The sequence below is a fragment of the Arthrobacter sp. Y3224055 genome, from assembly GCF_059090825.1.
Map to the genome: position 1 here is coordinate 236,656 of NZ_JBNHGB010000002.1, position 24,150 is coordinate 260,805.

The window sequence follows — 24,150 nt, forward strand, 5'->3', positions numbered from 1 at the left end:
AACGCCGAAGGGGCGGAGTAACGATGAACTAACGTTCTCCGTCGCTCCGCCCCCTGCTGCCGGTCGGGCTCAGCGGACGCCGAGCAGGTCCACCACGAAAATCAGCGATTCGCCCGGCGCGATCGCGGACCCGGCGCCGCGGTCGCCGTACGCGAGGTGCGCCGGGATCTCCAGCCGGCGGCGGCCGCCCACCTTCATGCCCAGCAGGCCCTGGTCCCAGCCCTGGATGACCTGGCCGACGCCAACGCGGAAGTCCAGCGGTGCGCCGCGGTTCCACGATGCGTCGAACTCTTCACCGGTGGACCAGGCGACGCCCACGTAGTGGGTGGACACGGTGTCGCCGGCCTTGGCCTCGGCACCGTCTCCCACGATGATGTCTTCGATCACCAGGTCCTGCGGGGTTTCGGTCCCCGGGAAGTCGATCTCGGGTTTGGTGCGGTCGTATTCGCGCTTGCCAAAAGACATGCTGAACCTCTCTTGCTTGACGTGTATCTGTTGCTGCGTCGGCTACGTTACCGCACGGTGCGGCGGCATCCCTTACCGGACGTCCGTCAGCTCCACATAGAAGATGAGGTCACCCACGGCATCTCCCTGGCCCTGGACGTAGGCCAGTTCGGTGGGAATGGACAGCATGACCTTCGAGCCTTCCTTCAGGCCGGTCAAACCCTTGGTCCAGCCTTCGATGACGCCGTCCAGCGGGAATTCGGTCGCCTCCCCGCGGGAGAAGCTGGAATCAAATTCGGTGCCCTCGGCCCAGTTCCACCCGGCGTAGTTCGCCTTCACGGTGCTGGTTTCGGTGGCTTCCTTGCCGTCGCCTTCTTCGATGACCTTCACGATGAGGTTGTCCGGGGCGTCGTTGCCTTCCGGGATCTTGACCGAGGGGACGCCCTCGTCGTCGAGCGTGATCTCGGGCAGTTTGCCGGCCTTCTCCAGCTCGGCGACCTCGGCGGCGTCGGCCTTGACGCCCTTGTCCTTGACATCCTGCACGGTCAGGAACAGCAGTTGCGGGTTCTGGGCGGGCGCGGAAGCACCGGCATCCGCCGGCGGCTGGACGTAGTAGGCGATTTCGCTGCCCGGGTTGGAACCGAGCAGCGCCTCGTACAGGGCGGGGTCGGCGGTCTCGAAGCCCTCGCTCAGTTCCACCGTCTGGTCGGCCAGCCCGGAGTAGGTCTCGCCGAGCTGTTCCCCGGTGACGGCGTCCTTGGCCAGCAGCCGGTAGCGGATCCACTGGCCCGCGGCAGCACCGTCCCCCTCGCCTTCGGTGATGACTTCGGCCCGGGATTCGGGCAGTTCCAGCGGCGCGGCGAATTCGACGGCGGGGGCGGCGCCCTCGGCGCCGGAGGTCACGGAGATGTCATCCAGGCTGTCCGAACCCGAATCGCCGTTGCCGCCGCACGCGGTGAGCAGCAGGGCGGCCGGCAGGAGGATGGAGAGTATTTTGCGCACAATCGACTTTCTTATCGCGGAACTTGCGGGCACGGGACATTCTCGCAGAGAAATCTGGTGATCCGCTTGGAATACGGGGCGGAGGTCACAAGGTGGCGAGCAGCGCCTCGACCCTGGGGTCCTCGCTTTTGAACGGGTCCTTGCAGAGGATGGTCTGCTGGGAACGGTCGTTGAGCTTCAGGTGGACCCAGTCGACCGTGAAGTCGCGGCCGTTTTCCCGGGCCGCGCGGACGAAGTCGCCGCGCAGCTTGGCGCGGGTGGTCTGCGGCGGCCGGTCCACGGCGTCCTTGACGTCCTGCTCCTCCACCACCCGGGCCACCTCCCCGCGTGCCTGCAGCAGGTGGTAGAGGCCGCGCCGGCTGGAGATGTCGTGGTAGGTCAGATCCACCTGCGCGATCCGCGGGTGATCCAGGTCGATGGCCTGGCGGTCCATGATCCGGTTGATCAGCCGCTTCTTGATGGCCCAGTCGATCTCCCGCTCGATGCCGCGGTGGTCGCCCGATTCGACGGCCGCCAGGGTCCGTTCCCACAAATCGAGGATGCGTTCCACGTGCGGGCTGTGTGCCCCGTTGGCCTGGACGAACCCGCGCGCCTTGGCCAGGTATTCCTGCTGCATGGCCAGCGCAGACATCTCCCGCCCGCTGGCCAGCTTCAGCGGCCTGCGGCCGGTCAGGTCGTGCGAGATGTCCCGGATGCTGCGGATCGGGTTTTCCAGCCGGAGGTCGCGCATGATGACCCCTGCTTCGATCATCCGCAGGAGCAGGTCCACCGTCCCGACCTTGAGCATGGTGGTGGACTCGGACATGTTTGAGTCGCCGTTGATGACATGCAGCCGCCGGTAGTACTCGGCGTCTGCGTGCGGCTCGTCCCTCGTGTTGATGATGGGCCGTGACCTGGTGGTGGCGGACGAGACGCCCTCCCAAATGTGGTCGGCGCGCTGGGAGAAGGCGAAGATGGAGCCGTTCTGCGTCTTGAGCACCTTGCCGGCGCCGACCAGGATCTGCCGCGTCACCAGGAACGGGATCATGATGTCGGCCAGCCGGGAGAATTCCAGTTTGCGCGGGATCAGGTAGTTTTCGTGGCTGCCGTAGGAATTCCCGGCAGAATCGGTGTTGTTCTTGAACAGGTAGACGCTGCCGCCGAAGCCCTCCCGCGCCAGGCGCTCCTGGGCTTCGTTCATCAGGTCTTCGAGGATCAGTTCCCCCGCTCGGTCCTGCGCCACCAGTTGGGCGACGTCGTCGCATTCCGCGGTCGCGTACTCGGGATGGGACCCGACGTCCAGGTACAGCCGGGACCCGTTGGTCAGGAACACGTTGGACGACCTGCCCCACGTGACCACCTTGCGGAAGAGGTAGCGGGCCACCTCTTCGGGCGAGAGCGGGCGCGAATCCGGCGCCGAATAGGAAATGCCGAATTCGGTCTCGATCCCGAAGATGCGTCGGTCCATGGCTAGCCGTCCATTCCCTCGCCTAATATCCGGTGCAGTTCAGCGGTCGGCAACCGGCGGAAGGCGCGCCGGCTCCCCCGGGTGGACAGCGGGTCGCGGTCCAGGACGGCGACTTCCAGGCCCTCGGGACGCAGTTCCCTGCCCTGCCCCGCGTCCTGCTCGCCGGTCCCGCCGGACAGGGCGGCCACCGCCGCGCGGACCGCGTCCGAAAAGTCCCGGTCCGCGGCCGGGTTGCCGCGCAGCCTCTCGCCCACCGCCTCGGCCGAACCACCCATCACCACGAAGCCGCGTTCGTCGGCGATGGACCCGTCGAAGGTCAGTCGGAACAGCCGGTCGTCGCCCGGCGTATCGCCGACCTCGGCGACGGCAAGCTCCACTTCGAACGGCTTGCTGTCGGCGGTGAACACGGCGCCCAGGCTTTGCGCGTACACGCTGGCGAGGCCACGGCCGGTGACGTCGTCCCGGTCGTAGGAGTAGCCGCGCACGTCGGCGTAGCGGACCCCGGCCTGGCGCAGGCTTTCGAACTCGTTGTATTTGCCGACCGCGGCGAACGCGATCCGGTCGTAGATTTCCCCGATCTTGTGCAGCGCCGGCGAGGGGTTTTCGGCGACCAGCGCGATTCCCTCGGAGCAGCTGAGCACCACCACGGAACGGCCCCGGGCGATGCCTTTCCGGGCGAAGTCCGCCCGGTCCTTCATCAGCTGTTCGGGCGAGACGTAGAACTGCTGCGTCATGCTCAGGCCTCCCGTCCGGCCGCGGCGCGCGCGCCTATGACGGCCTCGGACGTGGCGGCGAGTTCCCGGTCCGGGATCCGGCGGGCGCCGGCGGCGTTGACGGTGTAGATCACGGGCCACACCTGCCGGACGGCATCAGGTCCCCCGGTCGCCGAGTCGTCGTCGGCGGCGTCGTACAGGGCTTCGACGGCCACCCGGACCGCCGCCGCCTCCTCCAGGTTCGGCTGCCAGAGCTTCTTCAGCGCCCCGCGGGCAAAGACCGACCCGGACCCCACGCTGTGGTGCTCCTGCTCCTCATAGCGTCCGCCCGTGACATCGTAGGAGAACAGCCGGCCAACCCGCCGCTCGGCATCAAATCCGGCGAAGAGCGGAATGACCGCGAGGCCCTGCATCGCCATGGGCAGGTTCGACCGGATCATCGCGCCCAGCCGGTTGGCCTTGCCGTCGAGGCTGAGCAGCGTGCCTTCGATCTTCTCGTAGTGCTCGAGTTCCACCTGGAAGAGCCGCGTGATGTCCAGGGCGATGCCGGCGGTGCCGGCAATGCCCAGCAGCGAATGGGAATCGGCCGGAAAGACCTTTTCAATGTGCCGGCTGGCAATCAGGTTGCCCATGGTTGCCCGCCGGTCGCCGGCCATCAGCACGCCGCCGGCGAACGTCATCGACACGATGGTGGTGCCGTGGGGCACCATCGGTGCCGCCCCCGCCGGCAGCTGCTGGGCCCCCCGGGCGCCCGGCAGCAGATCCGGGGCGGTGCGCGCCAGATACTCGCTGAAGGAGGCGGTGGCTGAATGGGAAATGTGGGCGAAAACCGAGCCCGGACCGCCGGCCGGCATGTCCATCAATTACTGGCCGCCCTTCTGCACGAAACCGCGCACGAATTCTTCCGCGTTCTGTTCCAGCACGCCGTCGATCTCGTCCAGCAGATCATCCGTGCCTTCGGTCTCGGCCTGCGCGGCGGGTGCGGCGGCAGGCTCGGGCGTGGGCTCGTCGTCGTACTCTTCGTCGTCGCGGCGCGAGTCCACGTTCTTGCGGTCCTGGGTTGCCATGATGGCCTCCTTCTGGTGGGACGATCGGCTCTGTCCTAGTGCTTATGTTGCCACGTGGGGCTCGTCCGCGGGGCCCAGCAACGCCGTGATGAACTCCTCCGCCGACGAAGCTTCCTCGAAGAGCCTGCCGGTCAGCGCGCGGTTGCCGCGCAACGGCTCGCGGGTGGGGATGCGCTGCAGCCGGCGCCGGTCCGGAAGATCGAAAATCACCGAGTCCCAGCTGGCCCCGACGACCTCGCGGGGGAAGTGTTGAATGCACTTCCCGCGGAAGTAGGCCCTGGTGTCCTCGGGCGGCTCGCCCACGGCGGCGTCGATCTGGGCGTCCGAGAGCAGCCGGCGGATCCGGCCGCGTGCGGCCAGGCGGTGGTAGAGGCCCTTCTCGGGCCGCACGTCGGCATATTGCAGGTCGATCAGGCCCAGGCGCGGGTCGCCCCACTCCATGCCGTCCCGGTCCCGGTAAGCCTGCAGCAGCTTGAGCTTGGCCACCCAATCCAGCTGGTCGGCGGCGTCCATCGGGTCCCGGCGGAGCGTGTCCAGCACCGCAGCCCAGCGCCGCAGCACGTCCGCGGTCTGGCCGCTGTCGGTCCCGTGCCGCCGGCAATGCTCCACCGCTGCCTGCAGGTAGATCTCCTGCAGGTCCAGGCCGGTGACCATGCTGCCGTCCTTGAGCGCGACCTTCTGCTGCAGGGAGGGGTCGTGGCTGATCGCCTGCAGCGCCTGCACCGGCTCGGCCAGCTGGACGTCCGGTACCTCGCCGTGTTCGATCATGGACAGCACGACGGAGGTGGTGCCCATCTTCAAAAAAATCGACACCTCGCTCAGATTCGCGTCGCCGATGATCACGTGCAGCCGCCGGTACTTGTCCGCGACCGCGTGCGGTTCGTCCCGGGTGTTGATGATGGGCCGCCGGATGGTGGTCTCCAACCCCACTTCGGCCTCGAAGAAGTCCGCGCGCTGGCTGACCTGGTAGCCCGGGGTGCGGCCGTTGCTGCCCAGCCCCACCCGCCCGGCACCGCACACGACCTGCCGGGACACGAAAAACGGAATCAAGCCGGTGACAATCCGGTTGAACGGCACGCTGCGCGGCATCAGGTAGTTCTCGTGCGCGCCGTAGGAGACCGACTTGTTGTCGGTGTTGTTCTTGTACAGGTTCACCGGCGAGAATCCCGGCGTGGCGGCGATCCTGCGCATCGCGGCGAGCACGACGGCGTCGCCCGCCTTGTCCCAGCGCACCGCATCCAGCGGGTTGGTCACCTCGGGCGAGGAATATTCCGGATGGGCGTGGTCCACGTACAGCCGGGCCCCGTTGCTGAGCACCATGTTCATGAGCACGCCGGAGGATTCGTCCGTGTAGAACTCGTTGCCGGCCGCGCGGCCGCCGGCCAGCGCTATCTGCTCGGCGTCGAGGATCGGCGGGACATCGGTGAGCTGGGATGGGTCCGCCTGGTCACGCGACAGGTCGAATCCGCGGGCATCGTGCAGCGGCTCCTCGTCGGTGTAATCCCACCGGGTGCCGGCCAGGTTCCCCAGGCCCTTCCGCATGGTCGCCGCGTACGCGTTGATCACCTGCGAGGAGAGCACCGTGGAGTTGGCCAGGGGTTCGCCGGGAGCATGGATGCCATACTCCGTCTCTGAACCCATCACGCGATAGACGCTCACAGGTACTGCCCGGTGTTGGACATCGTTTCGATGGCCTTGCCGGCCTCCTGCCCGGCCTTGCCCTGCACGATCGTGCGGATGTAGGTGATCCGCTCGCCCTTCTTGCCGGAAATCCGAGCCCAGTCGTCCGGATTGGTGGTGTTGGGGAGGTCCTCGTGCTCGCGGAATTCGTCCACCACGGCGCTGAGCAGATGCTCGATCCGCAGGCCCTTCTGCTGGTTGGTCAGCAGGTCCTTGATGGCGTTCTTCTTGGCCCGGTCCACCACGTTCTGGATGACGGCGCCGGAATTGAAGTCCTTGAAGTAGAGCATTTCCGTGTCGCCGCTGGCGTAGGTGACTTCCAGGTACTCGTTCGACTTGTCGGTGGAGTACATTTCCTCGACCGTGCGCTGGATCATCGCGTCGATGGTCGCCTTGCGGTCCTGCCCGTGCTCGGCGAGGTCCTCGGCATGGATGGGGAGGTTGGTGGTGAGGTACTTGGCGAAGATGTCCGCGGCCGCCTCGGCGTCGGGCCGGTGGATCTTGATCTTCACGTCCAGCCGGCCGGGGCGCAGGATGGCCGGGTCGATCATGTCCTCGCGGTTGGAGGCGCCGATGACGATGACGTTCTCCAGCTTCTCGACGCCGTCGATTTCGGACAGCAGCTGCGGCACGATGGTCGTTTCGACGTCGGACGACACGCCGGTGCCACGGGTACGGAACAGCGAATCCATTTCGTCGAAGAAGACCACCACCGGGCTGCCGTCGGATGCCTTCTCGCGTGCCCGGGCGAAAATGAGCCGGATGTGCCGCTCGGTCTCGCCGACGTACTTGTCCAGCAGTTCCGGTCCCTTGATGTTCAGGAAGTAGCTGCGGGTGTCGGTGCCGCTGCGCTCGATGGCCTTGGCGGCCAGGGAGTTGGCCACGGCCTTGGCGATCAGCGTCTTGCCGCAGCCGGGAGGGCCGTAGAGCAGGATGCCCTTGGGGGCCTTCAGGCCGTGCTCGCGGTAGAGGTCGGGATGCAGGAAGGGAAGCTCGACGGCGTCGCGGATCTGGTCGATCTGCGGGCCCAGGCCGCCGATGTCCTCGTAGGAGATGTCCGGCACCTCCTCGAGGATGAGGTTCTCCACCTCGCTGCGGGGAATCTTCTCCAGCGCGTAACCGCTGCGGGCGTCGATGGACACGGCGTCGCCGACCCGGAGCCGTTCGGTCCGCAGGGCGCCGGACAGCTTGACGACCCGTTCCTCGTCGGCCCGTCCCACCACCAGGACGCGGTCGCCGTCGAGCATTTCCTTGATGGTGACCAGTTCGCCGGAGCGCTCGAAGCCGAGCGCGGCGATCACTGTGAGCGACTCGTTGAGCAGGACTTCCTGGCCGGGGGCGAGGTGGTCCATCTTCACCAAAGGGCTGACCGCGACGCGCAGCTTGCGCCCGGACTGCACGATGTCGACGCTCTCCTGCACCACGGCAGCGTTGCTCGTGCCGGGCCGCGGCCGCTGCGCCTTGTTGACCTGGGTGATGGTCGCGAAGCTGAAGGGGGTTTCGCCGTCGCGTTCGAGGGCGGACTTAAGCCGGACGATTTCGCTCTTCGCGGTCTCGAGCGTGGAGACGAGGCGGGAATTGTTTTGGGTGGCCGCGGCCAACTGCTTGTCCAGGTGGCGGAGTTTGTCGCGCAGAACGTTGATCTGGCGTTGGGCGACCGTCAACGCGTCACGCTGGTCGTCCTGCCGTTCAGCCGGTGCCGGTTGGTTGTTCTGGTTCTGGTCGTTCATCACCGCGACCTGCTTCCGTGATCGGTTCCTTCCCTAGACACTAACCGGCCCCCGCCCCGGCTGCACCTGTCTACGAAAGAAAACGCCAAACCGAGACATCTTGTTCCGATGCCCCCACGGAAGCGGCCCGCGTGCCGCCCTCAGTCGGTTTCGGGGTTGATGTCCTTGAACGCTCCGCGCTGCACGGTGGAGGCGGCATCCTTGGCAGCGCGGCGAAGCCGGCGGTCGGACACGGTCCGCTCCCCCAGTGCCTCGGCATTCCAATCGTCCTCGTTGCCGGTCCACGCCTGCACGTCCTCGGCGGCGAAGCCGGTCTTGGACGGACGGCGCTTGGGCGTCAGTCCCGTCTCGCCGCCGGCCAGCCGGCGGGCCGTGAGCAGGAAACCGGTGTGCGCCACCATGCGGTGGTCGGGCCGGACGGCCAGGCCCTCCAGGTGCCAGCCGCGGACCATCGACTCCCAGCCGTCGGGCTCGGTGAACCGGCCGTCGGCCCGGATCGCCTCGGCAGTACGTGACAATTGCGTAACGGTCGCGACGTAGCTGATCCAGACGCCGCCGGGCGCCAGCACCGTCGCCACGGCGTCCAGGCACTCCCACGGCGCCAGCATGTCCAGCACCACCCGGTCCACGCTGCCGGGCTCCTCGGCTTTGACGACTTCGTCCTGGAAATCTCCCAGCGAGATCTGCCAGGCGGGGTGCGGCCCGCCGAAGAACGTTTCCACGTTGCCGCGGGCGACGTCGGCAAATTCCTCGCGCCGCTCGAACGAGTGCAGCCGTCCGCCGTCGCCCACGGCGCGCAGCAGCGAGATGCTCAGGGCACCCGAACCGACCCCGGCCTCCACCACCCGGGCGCCCGGGAAGATGTCCGCCATGGTCACGATCTGGGCGGCGTCCTTGGGGTAGACCACGGCGGCGCCGCGCGGCATGGAGAGCACGAAGTCCGAAAGCAGCGGGCGCAGGGCCTGGTACCGGTGGCCCACCGTGTTGGCCACGACCGTGCCCTCTTGCCGTCCGATCACCTCGTCATGCGGCAGGAAGCCCTTGTGCGTGTGGAACGCGCCACCGGGCGTCAGGGTGATGGTGTTCATCCGGCCCTTTTCGTCCGTGAGCTGGACCCGTTCCCCGGGCCGGAACGGCCCGCGTCGCTGGTCGGCGCCGTGCGCGCTGGTGGTGGAGCTCATGCGTGGATCACTTCCGGTCGTTTTGTGTGCGGCCCGGCGGTGTGTGCCGGGCCGGTTCGTCGATTGTATTCCGGCCGGCGGCCGGGTTCCCGGCCCAGCCGGCGGGATCAGAGCCTGCCGGCCTTGCCGGTGATGGCGCGGACCACCGTGCTTTGCTGGAGCACCCCGGTGACGCGGCCCTCGCCGTCGATCACGGCGTACTCGCTGCCGGCCAGCCGGGCCAGGTACTGCACCAGCTCCTGGCCGGCAGCCGCCTCCGGCACGTAGGCCCCCGGCGCCAGGGCCCGGGAGACGGCCGCGGCGGGAGTCCGGGGGGCGGCCGGCGGCGGCACCTGGTCCAGCGCCGTGCGGTCCACGACTGCTTCGGGTTGGCCGGTCGCGGCGGTGAGCACCACGGAGAGCCCGGGGTGCCCCTGGATCAGCTGCCGCACCTGGTCCACCGTGGCGGTGGCGGGCAGCGACGCGGCCGGAAGCTTGAGCTGCCCGGCGCTGACGGACGGCAGCCGCAAGCGCATCCGGGCGTGCGAGATGGCCGAGCTGGCGCCCATCCAGAGGAAACCGCACACCAGCACCATGAGCACGACCAGCTGGAGGTCCGGCGTGCCGCCCCGCAGCAACGGGACGCCGATCACGCCGATCACCAGCAGCACCACGATGGCGCGGCCGGCCCAGCCCGCTGCCACGGTCCCCTTTTCCTGGCTGCCGGTCGCCTTCCAGACGGCGGTCTCCACCAGACGCCCGCCGTCCAACGGGAGCCCCGGGAGGATATTGAAGACGGCCACCAGGAAGTTGGCCCAGATGAAGATGTCCGTCAGCAGGAACGGGATCGGTTCGCCGCGGAACAGCGGCAGGACGAGCATGCCGGCGCCGGCCAGCGCGAAGTTGGCCACGGGCCCGGACAAGGCCACCAGCAGGGACTTGCCCGGCGTGGCGTTGAAGTTGTCGAACTGCGTGTGGCCGCCCCAGAGGTTGAGCACGATCTTGGCCGACGGCCACCGGAAGGTCCGGGCCGTCAGGGCGTGGGCGAGTTCGTGCACCAGCACCGAGAACAGCAGCAGCAGTGCGTAACCGAACGCCACGGCGTACGCTCCCACGCCGATCTCCGGCATCAGGCGCTGCACCTGCGGGCCGAAGATCAGCACGATGAAGGCGGCGATCACGAACCAGGACCAGGCCAGGACCACCGGGACGCCGAACATGCGCCCGAGGGGAATCCCTTCGCTGCGTTCCTTTTCCTCGGCCGGCCGGGGGGTCTGCGTGCTCATACTCCTGCTTCCTGGGCGGCGCCCACCAGGACGCGCTCCACGTCCGCCAGGCCTTTTCCGGCCAGGCTGTCCCAGTGCGGACGCCCCGGTGCCGGCGGGACGGGCACGACGTGCGGAATGGCCACGGTCACGAGGCCGGCGGCTTCGGCGGAGGCAACCCCGGGAACCGAGTCTTCCAGTGCCACGACGTACTGCTTGTCGGCGCCGGGCAGGTGGCCGCTGAGCCAGTCGAAGGCCTGCTGGTACGGCTCCGGGTCCGGCTTGCCGCGCGTGACCATGTCACCGGTGACGACGTGGCGGAAGCTGCCCTCGGGCAGCGCCCTGACCACTTCGGCGGCGAGTTTGGTCTCGCTCATGGTCACCAGGATCGACGGAATGCCTGCCCCGTCCAGCTCCGCGAGCAACTCCCGCGCGCCGGGGCGCCACGGGATGCGCCCGCGGACGCGTTCGGTCACGGCGTCGATCAGCCGGTCGACAATCTCGCGGATGCCCAGGTCGACGCCGGCCTGCTGCAGCACGGCGGCCGATGTCTCCAGCGCATTGCCCACCAGCTTTTTGCCCAGTTCGTCGTCCCACACCCCGCCGAACGAAGCAACCAATTCGGTTTCGGCTTCGATCCAGTACGGCTCGGTGTCGACGAGCGTTCCGTCCATGTCCCAGAAAACGGCCTGCAGGGCGGACGACGGGTGGCTGGACGCAGCGGGGGAAGGGGAAATTTCGGGCATGCATCCAGTCTACGGGCCCTTCCTGCCCGGCCCCGGCATCGGCCCCGTGACGGCCTCCGGCATGGGTCTCCGGGACCGGATTCGGGGGCTATGCTGGGCGCGAATCGAATGTCGGCTCACTGACAAGCCGTGCCGGGAGGATTAGGGTGAAACCGTGAGTACTCAGGACAGTGGCGACCTGCCCACGGAAGGCGACGGCGAGCAGCGCGGTTTGCACTTGCTGTTCCCGCAGACGAAGCCCGGCGAGACACCGCGGCGTTATACCGTGATGCTGGCTGCATTCGAAGGCTGGAACGATGCCGGCGAAGCCGCCACGGACGCCGTCAAGTACCTGAGCCGGCTCTGGGACAGCCACAAGGTGGCCACGGTGGACCCGGATCTTTATTACGACTTCCAGTTCACCCGGCCGGTGGTGCACCGCACCGCCTCCGGGGAACGCCGGATCAAATGGCCGACGACGAAACTGACGCGCAGCAGCATCCCGGGCAGCCGGCTGGACATTATCTTTGTCCACGGGGTGGAGCCGTCCTACCGCTGGCGGGCGTACACCGCGGAACTGTTGGCCCACGCCGAAGAGCTGGGCGTGGACTGCATCATCCTGGTAGGCGCCCTCTTGGCCGACGTGCCGCACACGCGCCCCATTCCCGTCACGGTCACCAGCGACGACGACGACGTCCGCCGCGCCCTGAATACCGAGTCCAGCCAGTACGAAGGCCCCACCGGAATCGTCGGAGTGTTGTCCGATGTCGCCTCACTGGCCGGCATTCCCACCATGTCCGTCTGGGCCGCGGTGCCGCACTACGTGGGACAGTCGCCCTCCCCCAAGGCCGAGCTGGCTTTGCTGCACCGGCTGGAGGACATCCTGCAGGTCCCGCTGGAAGTGTCCGTCCTGAGCGAAGAAGCCGAAGCGTGGGAGCGCGGCGTGGACGAACTTGCCACCGAGGATCCGGAAGTCGCCGCCTACGTGCGGCAGCTGGAGGAGGCCAAGGACACCGCCGAGCTGCCGGAGGCAACCGGGGAATCCATCGCCCGCGAATTCGAGCGCTACCTCAAAAAGCGCGGTAAAGAGTAGCACCCGGGCGGCAACGGCACCGCTCCGCGGACGATGGCACTTTCGTGCCGGTCCCGCCGCCCCGTTCAGCCCCCTCGAACTAGAGCCGGATGCCCAGCAGCGCGTCGAGCAGCGCCGCGAACTGCCCGGCGCCGTCACCGGCCTGCCCTCCGGCCTGCTGCCGGGAGTGCTCGGCGAAGCCGTCGATTTCGGCCAGGGCCGCGGGTGCGTTGAGGTCGTTCGAGAGCGCCTGGCGGATTTGCTGTGCCAGCTCGGGTACCTGTTCGGCCTGCACATAGGGGGCCGCGCCGCGCCACGCAGAAAGCCGCGCCTGCGCCTGGCGGAGCAGATCCCCGGTCCAAAACCAGTCGCTGCGGTAGTGCTGGCCCAGCAGCACGGTGCGGATCGCAGCCGGCTCCACGCCTTCTTCGCGCAGGGCCGAGACCAGCACGAGGTTGCCCTTGGACTTGCTCATCTTTTCGCCGTCGAGGCCGACCATGCCAGCGTGCATGAAGTGCTTGGCCAGCGGCTTGCCGGTCATCGCATAGGCGTGCCCGGCGCTCATTTCGTGATGCGGGAAACTCAGGTCCGAGCCGCCGGCCTGGACGTCGAAGGTTTCCGGCAGGAATTTGCGCGCGATCACCGAACACTCGATGTGCCAGCCGGGGCGGCCGGGGCCGAGCGAGGCGCCCGGCCACTCGGGTTCGCCGTCACGGGCGACGCGCCACAACAGTGCGTCCAGCGGGTGTTTCTTGCCCGGGCGCTCCGGATCGCCGCCGCGCTCGGCAAAGAGCGGCAGCATTTGATCTTCGGTCAGCCTGGAGGTGGCGCCGTTGTGCCAGCCCGGTCCCGCTGCGGCAACGGAATCGAAGTACACGTCGCCGTGGGGCTCGCCGTCGGTGCCCGGTACGCGGTACGCGAGGCCGCGGGCCAGCAGGTCCTCCACCACCGGAACGATCCACTCAATCGATTCCACCGCTCCGATGTACTCGCCGGGCGGGATGACGTTGAGTTCTTCCATGTCCGTGCGGAACAGCTCGGTCTGGTCCTTCGCCAGCAGCTGCCAGTCCATGCCGGTGGCCGCGGCACGTTCCAGCAGCGGATCGTCAATGTCCGTGACATTCTGCACATAGTTGACGGTGCGCCCGGCGTCGCGCCAATAGCGGTTGAGCAGGTCGAAGGCCACGTAGGTGGCGGCATGGCCCATGTGCGTGGCATCGTACGGGGTGATGCCGCAAACGTACAGGCTTCCCGTCGAGGACGGCTCAAGCCGTACCAGCGACCCCACGGAGGTGTCGTGGATGGTCAGTTCGTCTTTGCCGCCCGGAATTTCGGGTACAGCACGGGCATTCCAACCAAGCACTCTTGGGTTTCCTTCCGATGAGGTGAACGGACGCGGATGGCGGGCGGGGCCGCCGTCGTAAATGACGCTCCTAACATTCAAGAATGCAGGAGCCGGATAAATTCCCGCGGGTCAGGCGTTGATGACTCCGGCGCCCAGCAGCAGGAACAACAGCGCGCCCAGGGCGATCCGGTACCAGACGAAGAGCCGGTAGCTGCGGGTGGACACATACTTCAAGAACCACCCGATGATCACGAAGCCGACGCCGAAGGCCACCACCGTGGCCAGCGCCGTCTCCCCCAGCCCGTACGGCCCGGGTTCACCGAAGCTCTTGGCCAGCTGGTACAGGCCCGAGGCGAAGACCGCCGGAATCGCCAGCAGGAATGAATACCGGGCGGCGGCCTCGCGGGTGTAGCCCATCAACAGGCCGGCCGTGATGGTGCCGCCGGAGCGGGAGACGCCCGGGACCAGGGCCAGCGCCTGGGCCAGCCCGTACAGGATGCCGTGCTTGTAGGTGAGCTTGTCCAGCGTGCGCACCTGGCGGCCGATGGAGTCGGCGATGGCCAGGAACACGCCGAAGACAATCAGCATGGTGGCCACAATCCACAGGCTGCGGAAGGTGGATTCGATCTGGTCCTGGAACAGCAGCCCGAGCACACCGATGGGGATCGAGCCGATGATCACCAGCCAGCCCATCCGGGCGTCCGGGTCGTTCCGCGGCACCTTGCCGGTGAGGGAGCCGAACCAGGCCTTGATGATGTTGACGATATCGCGCCAGAAATAGACGACGACGGCGGTTTCCGTGCCCAGCTGGGTGATGGCGGTGAAGGCGGCCCCGGGATCGGCGGCACCGGGCAGAACCTCTCCGATGATGCGCAGGTGCGCGCTGGATGAGATCGGGAGGAACTCGGTCAGGCCCTGCACGAGCCCCAGGATGATTGCTTCTAGCCAATTCACATCCTCGACCTTATGGCACCAAGGCCCGCGGAACGGAAACGGACACAGCCGCGGCGGCGAAGATCCGCCCACGGCACAACGCCGGGTGCCCGGCGCGGGGCCGGGGCGGATGGGCTGCCCGTGCGGGAGGACGAGGCACGCGCCTGCGTCGGCGGGCCGCTGCCAAGGGCGCGGCAGCGCAGGCCATAAGCTGGCTTTATGGAGCACAATCGCTTGGGTCACAGCGGGCTGAAGGTCCCGCAGCTGTCGCTGGGAACGATGACGTGGGGAGAGGAAACGGACGAGGAGGCCGCGGGCACCATGCTGCGCGCCTACCTGGACGCCGGCGGCACGCTCCTGGACACCGCCGCGCCGTATGCCGAAGGCCGCAGCGAGGCCATGCTCGGGGCGTTCCTGGGCGAGCTGGTTCCCCGGCAGGAGGTGCTGGTGGTCTCCAAGGCCGGCGTGACGCGCAGCGAGGGCCGGCGCGAGGTGGACACGTCCCGCGGCGCCATGTTGCGCAGCCTGGACGCCAGCCTGGCCCGGCTGGGCACGGACTACCTGGACCTGTGGCTGGTCCATCTCTGGGACGACGGCGGCGCGCCGCTGGAAGAGACCCTGTCCGCCCTCGAGCACGCGGTGTCGTCGGGTCGCGCCCGCTATGTGGGAGTCTCCAATTACTCCGGCTGGCAGCTGGCCCGGGCTGCCTCGATCAGCCCGGTTCCGCTGGTCGCGGTGCAGAACGAATATTCGCTGCTGCACCGCCGGGCGGAACACGAGGTCATTCCGGCGGCGCGGGCCCTCGGGCCGGGCCTGATGGCCTGGTCGCCGCTGGGACGCGGCGTCCTGACCGGCAAGTACCGCACCGGCATTCCGGCCGATTCCCGGGCCGCCTCCGAGCAGCGCGCCGGGTACGTGGAACCGTACCTAAGCGGCCGGCCGGCCCGGATTGTGGATGCGCTGGCCACGGCGGCGCGCGGCCTGGACGTCCGGCCGCTGGACCTGGCGTTGAGCTGGGTGCTGCAGCGGCCCGCCGTCGGCACGGCCGTGGTGGGTCCCCGCACGCCCGCCCAGCTGGCAGAAATCTTGAAGGCGCCCTTGGACGCCCTGCCCGCCGCGATTGGCCAGGCGCTGGACGAGATTTCCACGCCGTAACGTTCCGTCCCGGGCGCGGCGGCGCCGGCCCGTCAACGCTTGATCGGGTCCGGGCGGCCTCGGGGGCGTGCTACTTTTCTTCGATCTCCAGATCGTCGTCGAAGGGGTCCACCACGTCGTCGGGTTCGTCCATGCCCTCGTCGTCCGACTCGTCGTAAATGACCAGCGGGGTCACTTCGCCGTAAGCATCGTAGAGCGCGTCCTCGTAGGTTTCGAACGATTCCATAATGGACGAGAAGGCCGCTTCCACGGCAGGATCGTCATCACCCCGGCGGCTGGATGCGGCGGCCAAATGCTCTTGCAGGGCGGAAACCAGTGACTCGAGTGCGACGCGCGGATCAATGCTCATGCTGTAGACGTTAGCCGCATTGTGGAGAATAAGTGAAGAGAACAGGAGGGCAATGAGAGAACAATTTCTGGGTGCCGCCGTCACCCGCGAACGCGACTACGCCCGGCAGTACGAATACCTGGTCCTGACCGTGAACAAAGACGAATCCGTCGGCGAGGCCCGCCGCGCGCTGACCGAGCACGCCGAGTACGGCAAGTGGGATCTGGTCCGGACCCGGTTGTATCTGGGCGGCGGCCGCAAGTACTGGCTCCGCCGCAGGGTGCTGAAGGTCGAACGCACCGCCTGACCCCCGGCAGGCGGTGCGCGGCCCGCGTCAGTCTTCCAGCGGCCCCAGCCAGGCCGTTGCAACAGTGCTGTGCGCGGACTCGTCGTCCGAGGGGTGGTAGAGCCCGGCCAGCACGTCGCGGTACAGCCGCTCCAGTTCACCGCCGCGGAAGTACCCGCCGCCGCCGGAGACGCGTACGGCCTTCTCCACCACGTCCTTGGCGGTTTCGGTGGCCCTGATCTTGATGCCGGACAGTTTGGCGAACCAGAACCTGCCGTGGTCGGCCAGCGTATCCACGTCGCGGGCAATGGACGCCAGCTGCGGGTACAGCCCGTCCATGGCCAGGGCGGCGTCGGCCACCCGCCAGCGGATGTCCGGATCCTGCGCGTAGCTTTTGCCCGTTTTCAGCGAACGACGGCGGTGCACGGCTTCCACCGCGAGGTCCAGGGCCCGGGTGCCGATCCCCGCATAGACGGACGAGAGCAGGATTTCGAAGCACGCGAAGATGCCGAAGATCAACGGATCCGGGTTGGGTCCCACCGGCAGTTTCCGGAAGATCCGCTCCGGCGCGGCGACCGCGTCTTCCAGCACCGTGGTGTTGGACTGGCTGGCGCGCATGCCCAGCGTGTTCCAGTCGTCCTTGATCCGGTAGCCGGGCTTGTCCCGGTCGATGAACCCCCACACCAGCTGCGGTTCGGTGCCGGAATCGTCGCGGCCGAAGACACCGAGCCGCGTCCAGGCGGGCGAGAGGCTGGTGAACACTTTCGTGCCGGTGAACCCGTACCCGCCGTCCCCGCGGGGTGCGGCGACGGTGCGCGAATCGAAGAGGACCTGGTCGTTTCCGGCCTCGGAGACCCCGAACCCGAAGACTTCGCCGCGGCCGGCCTCGGCGAGGACGTAGTCCATGCTGTCGTCGCCACGGGCCTGGAGGACCCGCGCGACGCCGGTCCACACCAGATGCATGTTGACGGCCAGCGCCGTGGCGGGCGCCGCGGTGGCCAGCCGCATCTGTGCCCGGGTTGCCTCCTCCAAGGTGTAGCCCAGGCCGCCGTCTTCCTCCGGGACGAACATTTTCAGGTAGCCCGCCTCGACGAGGTCGGCGAAGTCTTCGTGGAAGAAGCTGTTCGCTTCGTCGTAACCTGCGGCCCGGCCCCTGATGGTCTCAAGCAGGTCGTCCGGGAGCAGTTCTTCAACACTGGCGGGCATGCCGGTGGTCCTTTCGTCGTCGTTCCAAGTGGTCAGTAGGTGGTGAGCAGGCGCTGCAGGACGCGGGTGCCGAACTTCAGCGAGTCAACCGGCACCCGTTCGTCCACGCCGTGGAACATCCCGGTGAAGTCCAGGTCGTCGGGCAACCGCAGCGGAGCGAAGCCGTAGCCGGTGATGCCCAGCCGGGCCAGCGCCTTGTTGTCCGTGCCGCCGGAGAGCGTGTACGGGAGCACCACGGCGTCCGGATCCTCGTGCGCCAGCGAATCGATCATGGCGTCCACCAGGTTCCCGGCGAACGGCACCTCCAGCGACCTGTCCTGGTGCACGTAGCTGACCTGCACGTCGGGGCCCGCCAGTTCGCGGATGGTGGCCAGCACGAGCTCTTCCTGTCCGGGCAGTGTCCGGGCGTCGATCCGCGCCTCGGCCAGCCCGGGGATCACGTTTTCCTTGTAGCCGGCCTTCAACACCGTGGGGTTGGACGTGTTCTGCAGGGTGGCGCCGACGAAGCGGGCCAGGGTGCCCAGTTCCTTGAGCAGGATGTCCGGGTTGTCCGGGTCGAATTCGACGCCGGTCAGCTCGGTCACCCCGTCGAGGAACCGGCGGGTGGTGTCCGTCAGCTCGATTGGCCACTGGTGGGCCCCGATCCGGGCCACCGCCGCCGCCAGCGTGGTTACCGCGTTGTCCGTGTTGATCTGGGAACCGTGCCCGGCCCGGCCGGCGACTGCCAGCCGCAGCCACGCGATCCCCTTCTCCGCGGTCTGGAGCAGGTAGGCGCGGCGGCCGCCAATGGTGGCCGAGAAGCCGCCCACCTCCGAGATGGCCTCGGTGGCGCCGTCGAAAAGCTCGGGACGGTTCTCTACCGCCCAGCGCGCCCCGTAGGTGCCGCCGGCCTCTTCGTCGGCGAAGAACGCGAAGACGATGTCCCGGCGCGGGCGGGTGCCGCTGCGTGCCATGTGCCGCGCCACCGAGAGGATCATCGCGTCCATGTCCTTCATGTCCACGGCGCCCCGGCCCCAGATGAGGCCGTCCCGCTCCTCGCCGCTGAACGGGTCCACCTGCCAGTCATCGGCTTGCGCCGGCACCACGTCCAGGTGGCCGTGCAGGACCAGCGCCGGCGCCGAGGGGTCCGTGCCGGCCATCCTCGTGACCACCGACGTCCGGCCGGGCGCGGACTCGAACACATCGGTGGCCAGTCCGGCTTCTTCCAGCAGACCGGCCGCGTACTCGGCGGCCAGCCGCTCCCCCGGCCCCTCGTTGCCGCCGTAGTTGGAGGTGTCGATCCGGATCAGTTCCTGGCAGATCTGGGCCACTTCTTCGTGCGGGCTCGGTACAGTCATGAAGGCTCCTCGGAATCGATGTCTGTCCCCAGCCTAACGAGCGGGCGCGGTCGAAGGCAGCAGCTGTCCGCAGGAGGCGCCGCAGGTGGCGCCGCAGTTGGTACAGCCGGAGTCGGGCCCCGGTGCCGGCTCCGTCGCGCGCACGGAGGGCCCGATTCAACAGTTCGGGCAAAACATGTTAGAGTTTTTCTCGCTGCTTTCGACGGAATCGGTGCGCCTGAGGGCCTCTGGAGAACCGGCGAAAGTCCACCTGCGCGGGTGGCGGAATGGTAGACGCGCTAGCTTGAGGTGCTAGTCCTCTTATTGAGGGTGAGGGTTCGAGTCCCTTCCTGCGCACAGAGAAAGCCCCGGACTTCCGGGGCTTTTTTGTGCCCGCAGCGCGCGAAGAGTACAGGCGGCCCGGCGCAGCCACGGGTCCTCGTCTTCCGCCCACCGATCGAGGATTGCTTCCGCACGCATGCGGGACCGGCCGGTCAGCCCCTGGATCAAGGGACCGACGACGTCAATGGCGAGCGGGTCCGCCAAGGCCGCCAGGCGCGCGTCGCGCAGGAAGCCTTCCAGCCGGGTGAGGTCCGAGCTTCGCAAGAGGCGTTGGTTCGACTGCAGCAGCACCACGGCGGCCAGGCGCCGCTCGAAGACCGGCCGGGCCCACAGTTCGGAGCTGAGGGCGGTCACCTCGTCGTGCGAGAGCAGCCGGAACTTCCGCCCGGCGTCCCGGACCGTACCCCGGACCGCACCGACCGACGCACCGTAGTAGCGCAATCCGTCGCCCGCCTCGTTCTGCGCTTCCGCCCGTGCCCAGGAGGCTTCCCGCCGCAACGTGCGGTCGATGAATTCTGCCGCCTCGCTCATCCAGCAATTCTTTCATTCACTCACCGTCCCGGCCGCTACCCTCCTATCCGGATGCCCGATCGTTGCCGGCTTCTTCCTGGCCGGGCGCCCGTTCGTGACCGGCTTCTTCCTGGCCGGTGTAGGTGCGCAGCAGGTCTTTCGCGCCCTCGGCCGCCTGCCCTTCCTGATCCAGCGTCCGCTGCATGGTTTCCGCGTTCTCCCGGCCGGCCGGGAACGGCGGGAGCAGCGGAACGTCGGGATCGGTGAGCACCTCGATAAGATACGGCCGGTCGGCGGCCAGTGCCTCGTCCCATACGGCCCCGAGCTGCTCGGGGTCCTCGACCCGTTTCCCGTGCAGTCCGAGCAACCGTGCGTAGCCCGCGTAGTCGACATCGGGCAGGGCCTGGCTGTCGGCAAACCGCGGCTCGGCCTCCATCTCCCGCTGTTCCCAGGTCACTTCGGCGAGTTCCCGGTTGTTCAGGACGCACACCACAAAACGAGGGTCCATCCACCGCTGCCAGAGTCGGCCGACGGTAATCAGTTCGGCCAGGCCGCTCATCTGCATGGCCCCGTCTCCCGTGAGGGCAACAACCACCCGTTCCGGGGCGGCCAGCTTGGCGGCGATGCCGTACGGTATCGAACAGCCCATGCTTGCCAGGGTGCTGGAGAGGTGCGCTTGCGCCCCTGCCGGCAGCCGCAGCTGCCGGGCATACCAGTAGACGGAACTGCCGACATCGACGGCGAGCAGGCCGTCCGGCGGGAATCGTTCGCTCAGCTCAAAGGCCACCCGTTCGGGGTTGACCGGTTGCGCCGGCGTCATGGCCCGCTGCCGGGACAGCTCGCGAGACTGCCGCACCCAGCCTTCCACCTGCTCGCGCCACCCGCCGCCTGCGCGGTCCTCAAGCAGCGGCAGCAGCGCCGCCAGGGTGGTGGCGGCGTCGCCGGTGAGCGCCGCCTCGACCGGATAGCGGTTGCCGATGGCACTGGCGTCATTGTCGATCTGCACCGCTCGGGCAGCACCGGGCGGCGGGTAGAACTCAGTCCAGGGGTCATTGGAGCCCACGATCAGCAAGGTGTCGCAGTGTCCCAGCAGTTGGCCGCTGGCGGCGGTACCCAGATGCCCCATGGTTCCGGCCGCGAAGGGCAGCGACTCGTCCACATAGGGTTTGCCCAGCAGGCTGGTGGCAATGCCGGCCCCGAGCTTCTCCGCCACCGCAACCACCTGCCCGCGGGCATCCCGCGCTCCCTGTCCTACCAGCAGGGCAACCCGCTGCCCGGCGTTGAGCACGTCCGCGGCCGCGCGCAGGTCGTCCGGGTCCGGGACCACGTGCGGGGCACGCCAGATCGGCGCGGTGGTCACCACGCCATGGGTGTGCTCAAGTTCGGGGGCGGGAAGTTTCTGGATGTCGTGCGGAATGATCACCACGGCCGGGCCGCGGCCGCTCAGGGCCGCCTTGAAGGCGCGGTCCAACACCAGCGGAACCTGCTCCGGAGTGCTCACCTGCTGCCGGAAGGTGGCGACGTCCTTGGTCAGGTTGGCCAGGTCCACTTCCTGCATGTACCCGGAGCCGAGCGTAGTGCGCGACTGCTGCCCGACGATGGCCACTACCGGGACGCTGTCGAGTTTGGCGTCGTACAGGCCGTTGAGCAGGTGCACGGCGCCGGGACCCTGGGTGGCCGTGACCACCCCCACCCCGCCCGTGTACTTGGCGTGCCCCACCGCCATGAAGGCGGCATTTTCCTCATGCCGGGCCTGGACGAACTCGACCGTCCCCGCGCGCCGCAGCGCGCCCATGAACGTGTTGATGCCGTCCCCGCTGTAGCCGAAGATCCGCGACACCTGCCACGCGCGAAGCCGATCGACAATAAGGTCTGCAACGAGCCGCTGGGCCATATCCACTCCACTCGCAATCCTCAGGGTGCTTGCTGTCTATCATCCCTATCATCCGGTGCCGTCGTTTTAAACCCTTCCCGGAGCCGCGCCGCGGCCGGCATGCAAAGATGGCGGCATGGAACTGGACGGAGAACTGGCGGCCCATCCCGTCAGGCAGGGCGCGGCGGATCAGCGGGACATCGACCTGTACCGCACGCTCAGCGCCGACATTGCCGCCGGCGTCGCGGTGGTGTCGACGCGGTGGCGGAACCGGGACTATGCGGCGACCGTCAGCGGCTATCTCTCGGTGTCCTACGATCCGCCCACCATGCTGGTCAGCCTCTTCGAGGAGTCGAGGATTTGCGACGCCGTGGCCGACTCGGGGACCTGGGCCTTGAGCCTGCTGGCCTCGCAGCACCAGGGCACGGCGAACTGGCTGGCGAGCCCGGGCAATCCGGTGGAAGGCCTGCTCAACCAAGTGCCGTACCGGCGCGGCCCGGCCACCGGTGCCGCCGTGATCGGCGGCGCCCCGGCATGGTTCGAGTTGAGGACGACGGCGGTGCATCCGGCGGCCACCCATCTGGTGATCGTCGGCGAGGTGCTAACCATGGGCCGGGACGCTGCCGGTTCGGAAAGCGCCGACCCGCTCATCCACTTCGGCTCCTCCTACCGGCGTCTGGGCCGCTAGGAGCGCCGGGCCACGGCCCGAGCCAGCGAGGCCGGAGTTGGTCAGGGCAGCGCCGGCGGCCCGGAGTAGGCGCCTTCCCAGACCGCCCGTGTTCCGGATTCGCCGGTCAGCACCACTGCCACCGTGGCGCCGGCACACACGGCCAGCACGGCGGCGGCGACCACCGCCGCGAGGACGCGGTATCCGGCGCCAAGCCTGCGCCGGGAGGAGGCGTCCGCCGTCGTTCCGTAGCGGAACCACAGCCACAGTCCCAGCGCCGCGGCGAAAAGACCGGCCACCCACGGCAGCAGCATGTCGCCCAACCGCATGTGTTCGACGGCCAGCGGCGTCTGGTCGATCCTGAGGAACAGCCAGTGGCCGGCCTGTTGGGTGACCGGCACCAGCACCAGGGCCAGCAGGGCGATCAGCGGGGTGGCAATCCCCAGGCGCCGCCTCGCCGCCGGCCAGAGCAGGGTGAGCGCAACGCACAGCGCCGCCAGCGGAACGAACACCACGGTGGCGTGGACCAGGAGCACATGCAGCGGCAGGGAATTGATTTCGTACTCCACCGGATCCGCTCCTTGTGTACCGGCTTGGCCCGTCAACCGGTAAGACGACCGCGTATTACGTAGCGGTTCAGCCGGGAGCCGGGCGGCCTGTCCATTGTCTTACCCGGCTGCCTGCTCTATGAATGGACTATGACGGCCACGCTGCGAGCCTTGGAAACCGCTGTTCCGGATACCATCCTGATCCAGTCGGAGGCGCGCGACGTGTTCTCCACGCAACCGGGCCTGACCCGCCTGGGACAGCGCCTGGTGACCACATCGTTCGACCAGTCCGGCATCGACACCCGGTACACCGCCGTCGAGGAACTCACGACGGCCAAGCGGGCGGACAACCCGGTGTTCTTCGACGCCGAATCCCGGCAGCTGCTCTCTCCCAGCACGAAGGTGCGCAACGACATCTTCGCCGACAAGGCAACCCCGCTGTTCATCGAGGCGGCCGGCAAGGCGCTTGCCTCCTGCGAGGGGATCGGCCCGGCGGACATCACACACCTCATCACCGTCTCCTGCACCGGGTTCTTCAACCCGGGACCCGACTACAAGATCGTGCGTGCGCTGGGGCTCAATCCCGCCGTCCAGCGCTACCATCTCGGCTTCATGGGGTGCTACGCGGCGTTCCCGGCCCTGCGGGCGGCCAAGTCGTTCTGCGACGCCGATCCCCAGGCGGTGGTGATGGTCGTATCGGCAGAACTCTGCACGCTGCACGTGCGCACGTCCAACGACCCCGACACCATTGTCGGGTCCTCGCTCTTCGCAGACGGCGCGGCGGCAGCGGTCATCACCGCGCGCGGCCTGGACGAGATCGGGCCTGCCATCCGGCTGGACCACTTCGAAACCGTCCTCACCCCGGTCGGCGAGGAATCCATGGCCTGGAACATCGGTGACGAGGGCTTCGAAATGGTCCTGGGGACCTATGTTCCGCACATTATCGACGAACACATCGTTGGTGCGCTGGAGCCGTTGCTGGCCCGTGAACCGGACGTGGCGGCAAGACCATACCGCGATATTGAGCACTGGGCGATCCATCCGGGCGGCCGCAGCATCCTGGACAAAGTCGAAGCCAAGCTGGAGCTGACCGGGGAACAGCTCGTGCCGGCCCGGGAAACGCTGCGGCGGTACGGGAACATGTCCAGCGCCACCGTGATGTTTGTGCTCAAGCACATCCTGGAGCAACCGGCAGGGTCCGGGGAGGAGCGGATCTGCTCGATGGCCTTCGGCCCGGGCCTGACGGTGGAAACCGGGCTGTTCACCAAGACCGTGCCCGCCGCCACCCTCGAGGCCCGCCAGGTTTCCGCGGCAGCGGCGGTGTAGGGCAGGAACG

Annotated in this window: 24 protein-coding genes and 1 tRNA gene; 6 read left to right on the forward strand and 19 right to left on the reverse strand. The window is 68.1% G+C overall.

The window, feature by feature from the left end; translation table 11 throughout:
* Nucleotides 1-69: 69 nt before the first annotated feature.
* The 11 genes from AC5RTY_RS06400 to AC5RTY_RS06450 form a co-directional block, all read right to left on the reverse strand.
* Complete coding sequence (locus AC5RTY_RS06400) at nucleotides 70-465, reverse strand: FKBP-type peptidyl-prolyl cis-trans isomerase (RefSeq protein ID WP_493978452.1); 396 nt, start codon at nucleotides 463-465, stop codon at nucleotides 70-72.
* Between the two features lie 72 nt (nucleotides 466-537).
* The gene (locus tag AC5RTY_RS06405) at nucleotides 538-1,446 is read right to left on the reverse strand and encodes an FKBP-type peptidyl-prolyl cis-trans isomerase (protein WP_493999720.1); all 909 of its coding nucleotides are present in this window, start codon (nucleotides 1,444-1,446) and stop codon (nucleotides 538-540) included.
* Between the two features lie 85 nt (nucleotides 1,447-1,531).
* Entirely contained in the window at nucleotides 1,532-2,893 is a 1,362-nt protein-coding gene (gene pafA, locus AC5RTY_RS06410) for a Pup--protein ligase (RefSeq protein WP_494013987.1), read from the reverse strand.
* A gap of 2 nt (nucleotides 2,894-2,895) precedes the next feature.
* Nucleotides 2,896-3,627 (reverse strand): proteasome subunit alpha, encoded by a 732-nt coding sequence (gene prcA, locus AC5RTY_RS06415; RefSeq protein ID WP_493999718.1) that lies wholly within the window; start codon nucleotides 3,625-3,627, stop codon nucleotides 2,896-2,898.
* Between the two features lie 2 nt (nucleotides 3,628-3,629).
* Nucleotides 3,630-4,466 carry a proteasome subunit beta gene (prcB, locus tag AC5RTY_RS06420; RefSeq protein ID WP_494074542.1) on the reverse strand — a complete coding sequence of 279 codons (837 nt, stop codon included), beginning with the start codon at nucleotides 4,464-4,466 and terminating at the stop codon, nucleotides 3,630-3,632.
* Between the two features lie 3 nt (nucleotides 4,467-4,469).
* Entirely contained in the window at nucleotides 4,470-4,673 is a 204-nt protein-coding gene (locus AC5RTY_RS06425) for a ubiquitin-like protein Pup (RefSeq protein ID WP_493978456.1), read from the reverse strand.
* A 42-nt stretch (nucleotides 4,674-4,715) separates the two neighbouring features.
* The gene (dop, locus tag AC5RTY_RS06430) at nucleotides 4,716-6,314 is read right to left on the reverse strand and encodes a depupylase/deamidase Dop (protein ID WP_494139244.1); all 1,599 of its coding nucleotides are present in this window, start codon (nucleotides 6,312-6,314) and stop codon (nucleotides 4,716-4,718) included.
* 14 nt (nucleotides 6,315-6,328) lie between these two features.
* On the reverse strand, nucleotides 6,329-8,017 hold the full coding sequence (gene arc / locus AC5RTY_RS06435; RefSeq protein WP_493978557.1) for a proteasome ATPase: 1,689 nt from the start codon (nucleotides 8,015-8,017) through the stop codon (nucleotides 6,329-6,331).
* Nucleotides 8,018-8,223: 206 nt separating this feature from the next.
* Nucleotides 8,224-9,264, reverse strand: coding sequence for a tRNA (adenine-N1)-methyltransferase (locus tag AC5RTY_RS06440; RefSeq protein ID WP_494013985.1), 1,041 nt, complete (start codon nucleotides 9,262-9,264; stop codon nucleotides 8,224-8,226).
* Nucleotides 9,265-9,371: 107 nt separating this feature from the next.
* Nucleotides 9,372-10,529, reverse strand: coding sequence for a site-2 protease family protein (locus AC5RTY_RS06445; protein WP_494013984.1), 1,158 nt, complete (start codon nucleotides 10,527-10,529; stop codon nucleotides 9,372-9,374).
* Nucleotides 10,526-11,254: an HAD family hydrolase gene (locus AC5RTY_RS06450; RefSeq protein WP_494139245.1), complete on the reverse strand. Its 729-nt coding sequence runs from the start codon at nucleotides 11,252-11,254 to the stop codon at nucleotides 10,526-10,528. The genes AC5RTY_RS06445 and AC5RTY_RS06450 overlap by 4 nt, the downstream gene beginning before the upstream one ends.
* 211 nt (nucleotides 11,255-11,465) lie before the next feature.
* Between AC5RTY_RS06450 and AC5RTY_RS06455 the strand changes: the two genes are divergently transcribed.
* Complete coding sequence (locus tag AC5RTY_RS06455; protein ID WP_494001254.1) at nucleotides 11,466-12,326, forward strand: PAC2 family protein; 861 nt, start codon at nucleotides 11,466-11,468, stop codon at nucleotides 12,324-12,326.
* 79 nt (nucleotides 12,327-12,405) lie between these two features.
* On the opposite strand, the gene mshC is transcribed toward AC5RTY_RS06455, so the two are convergent.
* Entirely contained in the window at nucleotides 12,406-13,668 is a 1,263-nt protein-coding gene (gene mshC / locus AC5RTY_RS06460; protein ID WP_494109249.1) for a cysteine--1-D-myo-inosityl 2-amino-2-deoxy-alpha-D-glucopyranoside ligase, read from the reverse strand.
* A gap of 111 nt (nucleotides 13,669-13,779) precedes the next feature.
* The gene (locus AC5RTY_RS06465; protein ID WP_494139246.1) at nucleotides 13,780-14,604 is read right to left on the reverse strand and encodes an undecaprenyl-diphosphate phosphatase; all 825 of its coding nucleotides are present in this window, start codon (nucleotides 14,602-14,604) and stop codon (nucleotides 13,780-13,782) included.
* Nucleotides 14,605-14,802: 198 nt separating this feature from the next.
* Between AC5RTY_RS06465 and AC5RTY_RS06470 the strand changes: the two genes are divergently transcribed.
* Nucleotides 14,803-15,738 (forward strand): aldo/keto reductase, encoded by a 936-nt coding sequence (locus AC5RTY_RS06470; RefSeq protein ID WP_493999712.1) that lies wholly within the window; start codon nucleotides 14,803-14,805, stop codon nucleotides 15,736-15,738.
* A gap of 70 nt (nucleotides 15,739-15,808) precedes the next feature.
* Here the strand turns inward: AC5RTY_RS06470 and AC5RTY_RS06475 are convergent, their stop codons facing one another.
* Nucleotides 15,809-16,087: a hypothetical protein gene (locus AC5RTY_RS06475; RefSeq protein WP_493978463.1), complete on the reverse strand. Its 279-nt coding sequence runs from the start codon at nucleotides 16,085-16,087 to the stop codon at nucleotides 15,809-15,811.
* 52 nt (nucleotides 16,088-16,139) lie between these two features.
* On the opposite strand from AC5RTY_RS06475, the gene AC5RTY_RS06480 reads away from it, so the two are divergent.
* A complete protein-coding gene (locus tag AC5RTY_RS06480; RefSeq protein WP_493999711.1) occupies nucleotides 16,140-16,373 on the forward strand; it encodes a DUF5703 family protein in 234 nt (77 codons plus the stop codon).
* Nucleotides 16,374-16,400: 27 nt separating this feature from the next.
* On the opposite strand, the gene AC5RTY_RS06485 is transcribed toward AC5RTY_RS06480, so the two are convergent.
* Nucleotides 16,401-17,558, reverse strand: a complete 1,158-nt coding sequence (locus AC5RTY_RS06485) for an acyl-CoA dehydrogenase family protein (protein WP_494139247.1) — start codon at nucleotides 17,556-17,558, stop codon at nucleotides 16,401-16,403.
* Between the two features lie 32 nt (nucleotides 17,559-17,590).
* On the reverse strand, nucleotides 17,591-18,895 hold the full coding sequence (locus AC5RTY_RS06490; RefSeq protein ID WP_494139248.1) for a M20/M25/M40 family metallo-hydrolase: 1,305 nt from the start codon (nucleotides 18,893-18,895) through the stop codon (nucleotides 17,591-17,593).
* A 252-nt stretch (nucleotides 18,896-19,147) separates the two neighbouring features.
* On the opposite strand from AC5RTY_RS06490, the gene AC5RTY_RS06495 reads away from it, so the two are divergent.
* Nucleotides 19,148-19,231, forward strand: a tRNA-Leu gene (locus AC5RTY_RS06495).
* Here the strand turns inward: AC5RTY_RS06495 and AC5RTY_RS06500 are convergent.
* Complete coding sequence (locus tag AC5RTY_RS06500; protein ID WP_493999708.1) at nucleotides 19,196-19,747, reverse strand: DNA alkylation repair protein; 552 nt, start codon at nucleotides 19,745-19,747, stop codon at nucleotides 19,196-19,198. The genes AC5RTY_RS06495 and AC5RTY_RS06500 overlap by 36 nt on opposite strands.
* Before the next feature lie 43 nt (nucleotides 19,748-19,790).
* A complete protein-coding gene (locus tag AC5RTY_RS06505) occupies nucleotides 19,791-21,620 on the reverse strand; it encodes a thiamine pyrophosphate-requiring protein (protein WP_494139249.1) in 1,830 nt (609 codons plus the stop codon).
* Between the two features lie 115 nt (nucleotides 21,621-21,735).
* On the opposite strand from AC5RTY_RS06505, the gene AC5RTY_RS06510 reads away from it, so the two are divergent.
* The gene (locus tag AC5RTY_RS06510) at nucleotides 21,736-22,287 is read left to right on the forward strand and encodes a flavin reductase family protein (protein ID WP_494139250.1); all 552 of its coding nucleotides are present in this window, start codon (nucleotides 21,736-21,738) and stop codon (nucleotides 22,285-22,287) included.
* A 41-nt stretch (nucleotides 22,288-22,328) separates the two neighbouring features.
* On the opposite strand, the gene AC5RTY_RS06515 is transcribed toward AC5RTY_RS06510, so the two are convergent.
* Nucleotides 22,329-22,835, reverse strand: coding sequence for a hypothetical protein (locus AC5RTY_RS06515; protein ID WP_494139251.1), 507 nt, complete (start codon nucleotides 22,833-22,835; stop codon nucleotides 22,329-22,331).
* A 129-nt stretch (nucleotides 22,836-22,964) separates the two neighbouring features.
* Here AC5RTY_RS06515 and AC5RTY_RS06520 point away from each other — a divergent pair, with 129 nt between their 5' ends.
* Nucleotides 22,965-24,140: a type III polyketide synthase gene (locus AC5RTY_RS06520; protein WP_494139252.1), complete on the forward strand. Its 1,176-nt coding sequence runs from the start codon at nucleotides 22,965-22,967 to the stop codon at nucleotides 24,138-24,140.
* Nucleotides 24,141-24,150 lie beyond the last annotated feature (10 nt).

Excerpts from the sequence above, each read along its gene's own strand:
- AC5RTY_RS06485 (WP_494139247.1), bottom strand. The coding sequence starts at position 17,558 with ATGCCCGCCAGTGTTGAAGAACTGCTCCCGGACGACCTGCTTGAGACC.
- AC5RTY_RS06450 (WP_494139245.1), bottom strand. The coding sequence starts at position 11,254 with ATGCCCGAAATTTCCCCTTCCCCCGCTGCGTCCAGCCACCCGTCGTCC.
- AC5RTY_RS06470 (WP_493999712.1), top strand. The coding sequence starts at position 14,803 with ATGGAGCACAATCGCTTGGGTCACAGCGGGCTGAAGGTCCCGCAGCTG.
- AC5RTY_RS06490 (WP_494139248.1), bottom strand. The coding sequence starts at position 18,895 with ATGACTGTACCGAGCCCGCACGAAGAAGTGGCCCAGATCTGCCAGGAA.
- AC5RTY_RS06520 (WP_494139252.1), top strand. The coding sequence starts at position 22,965 with ATGACGGCCACGCTGCGAGCCTTGGAAACCGCTGTTCCGGATACCATC.
- AC5RTY_RS06505 (WP_494139249.1), bottom strand. The coding sequence starts at position 21,620 with ATGGCCCAGCGGCTCGTTGCAGACCTTATTGTCGATCGGCTTCGCGCG.
- prcA (WP_493999718.1), bottom strand. The coding sequence starts at position 3,627 with ATGACGCAGCAGTTCTACGTCTCGCCCGAACAGCTGATGAAGGACCGG.
- AC5RTY_RS06445 (WP_494013984.1), bottom strand. The coding sequence starts at position 10,529 with ATGAGCACGCAGACCCCCCGGCCGGCCGAGGAAAAGGAACGCAGCGAA.
- AC5RTY_RS06510 (WP_494139250.1), top strand. The coding sequence starts at position 21,736 with ATGGAACTGGACGGAGAACTGGCGGCCCATCCCGTCAGGCAGGGCGCG.
- AC5RTY_RS06440 (WP_494013985.1), bottom strand. The coding sequence starts at position 9,264 with ATGAGCTCCACCACCAGCGCGCACGGCGCCGACCAGCGACGCGGGCCG.
- AC5RTY_RS06425 (WP_493978456.1), bottom strand. The coding sequence starts at position 4,673 with ATGGCAACCCAGGACCGCAAGAACGTGGACTCGCGCCGCGACGACGAA.
- AC5RTY_RS06475 (WP_493978463.1), bottom strand. The coding sequence starts at position 16,087 with ATGAGCATTGATCCGCGCGTCGCACTCGAGTCACTGGTTTCCGCCCTG.
- AC5RTY_RS06500 (WP_493999708.1), bottom strand. The coding sequence starts at position 19,747 with ATGAGCGAGGCGGCAGAATTCATCGACCGCACGTTGCGGCGGGAAGCC.
- AC5RTY_RS06400 (WP_493978452.1), bottom strand. The coding sequence starts at position 465 with ATGTCTTTTGGCAAGCGCGAATACGACCGCACCAAACCCGAGATCGAC.
- dop (WP_494139244.1), bottom strand. The coding sequence starts at position 6,314 with ATGGGTTCAGAGACGGAGTATGGCATCCATGCTCCCGGCGAACCCCTG.
- pafA (WP_494013987.1), bottom strand. The coding sequence starts at position 2,893 with ATGGACCGACGCATCTTCGGGATCGAGACCGAATTCGGCATTTCCTAT.
- AC5RTY_RS06480 (WP_493999711.1), top strand. The coding sequence starts at position 16,140 with ATGAGAGAACAATTTCTGGGTGCCGCCGTCACCCGCGAACGCGACTAC.
- prcB (WP_494074542.1), bottom strand. The coding sequence starts at position 4,466 with ATGGACATGCCGGCCGGCGGTCCGGGCTCGGTTTTCGCCCACATTTCC.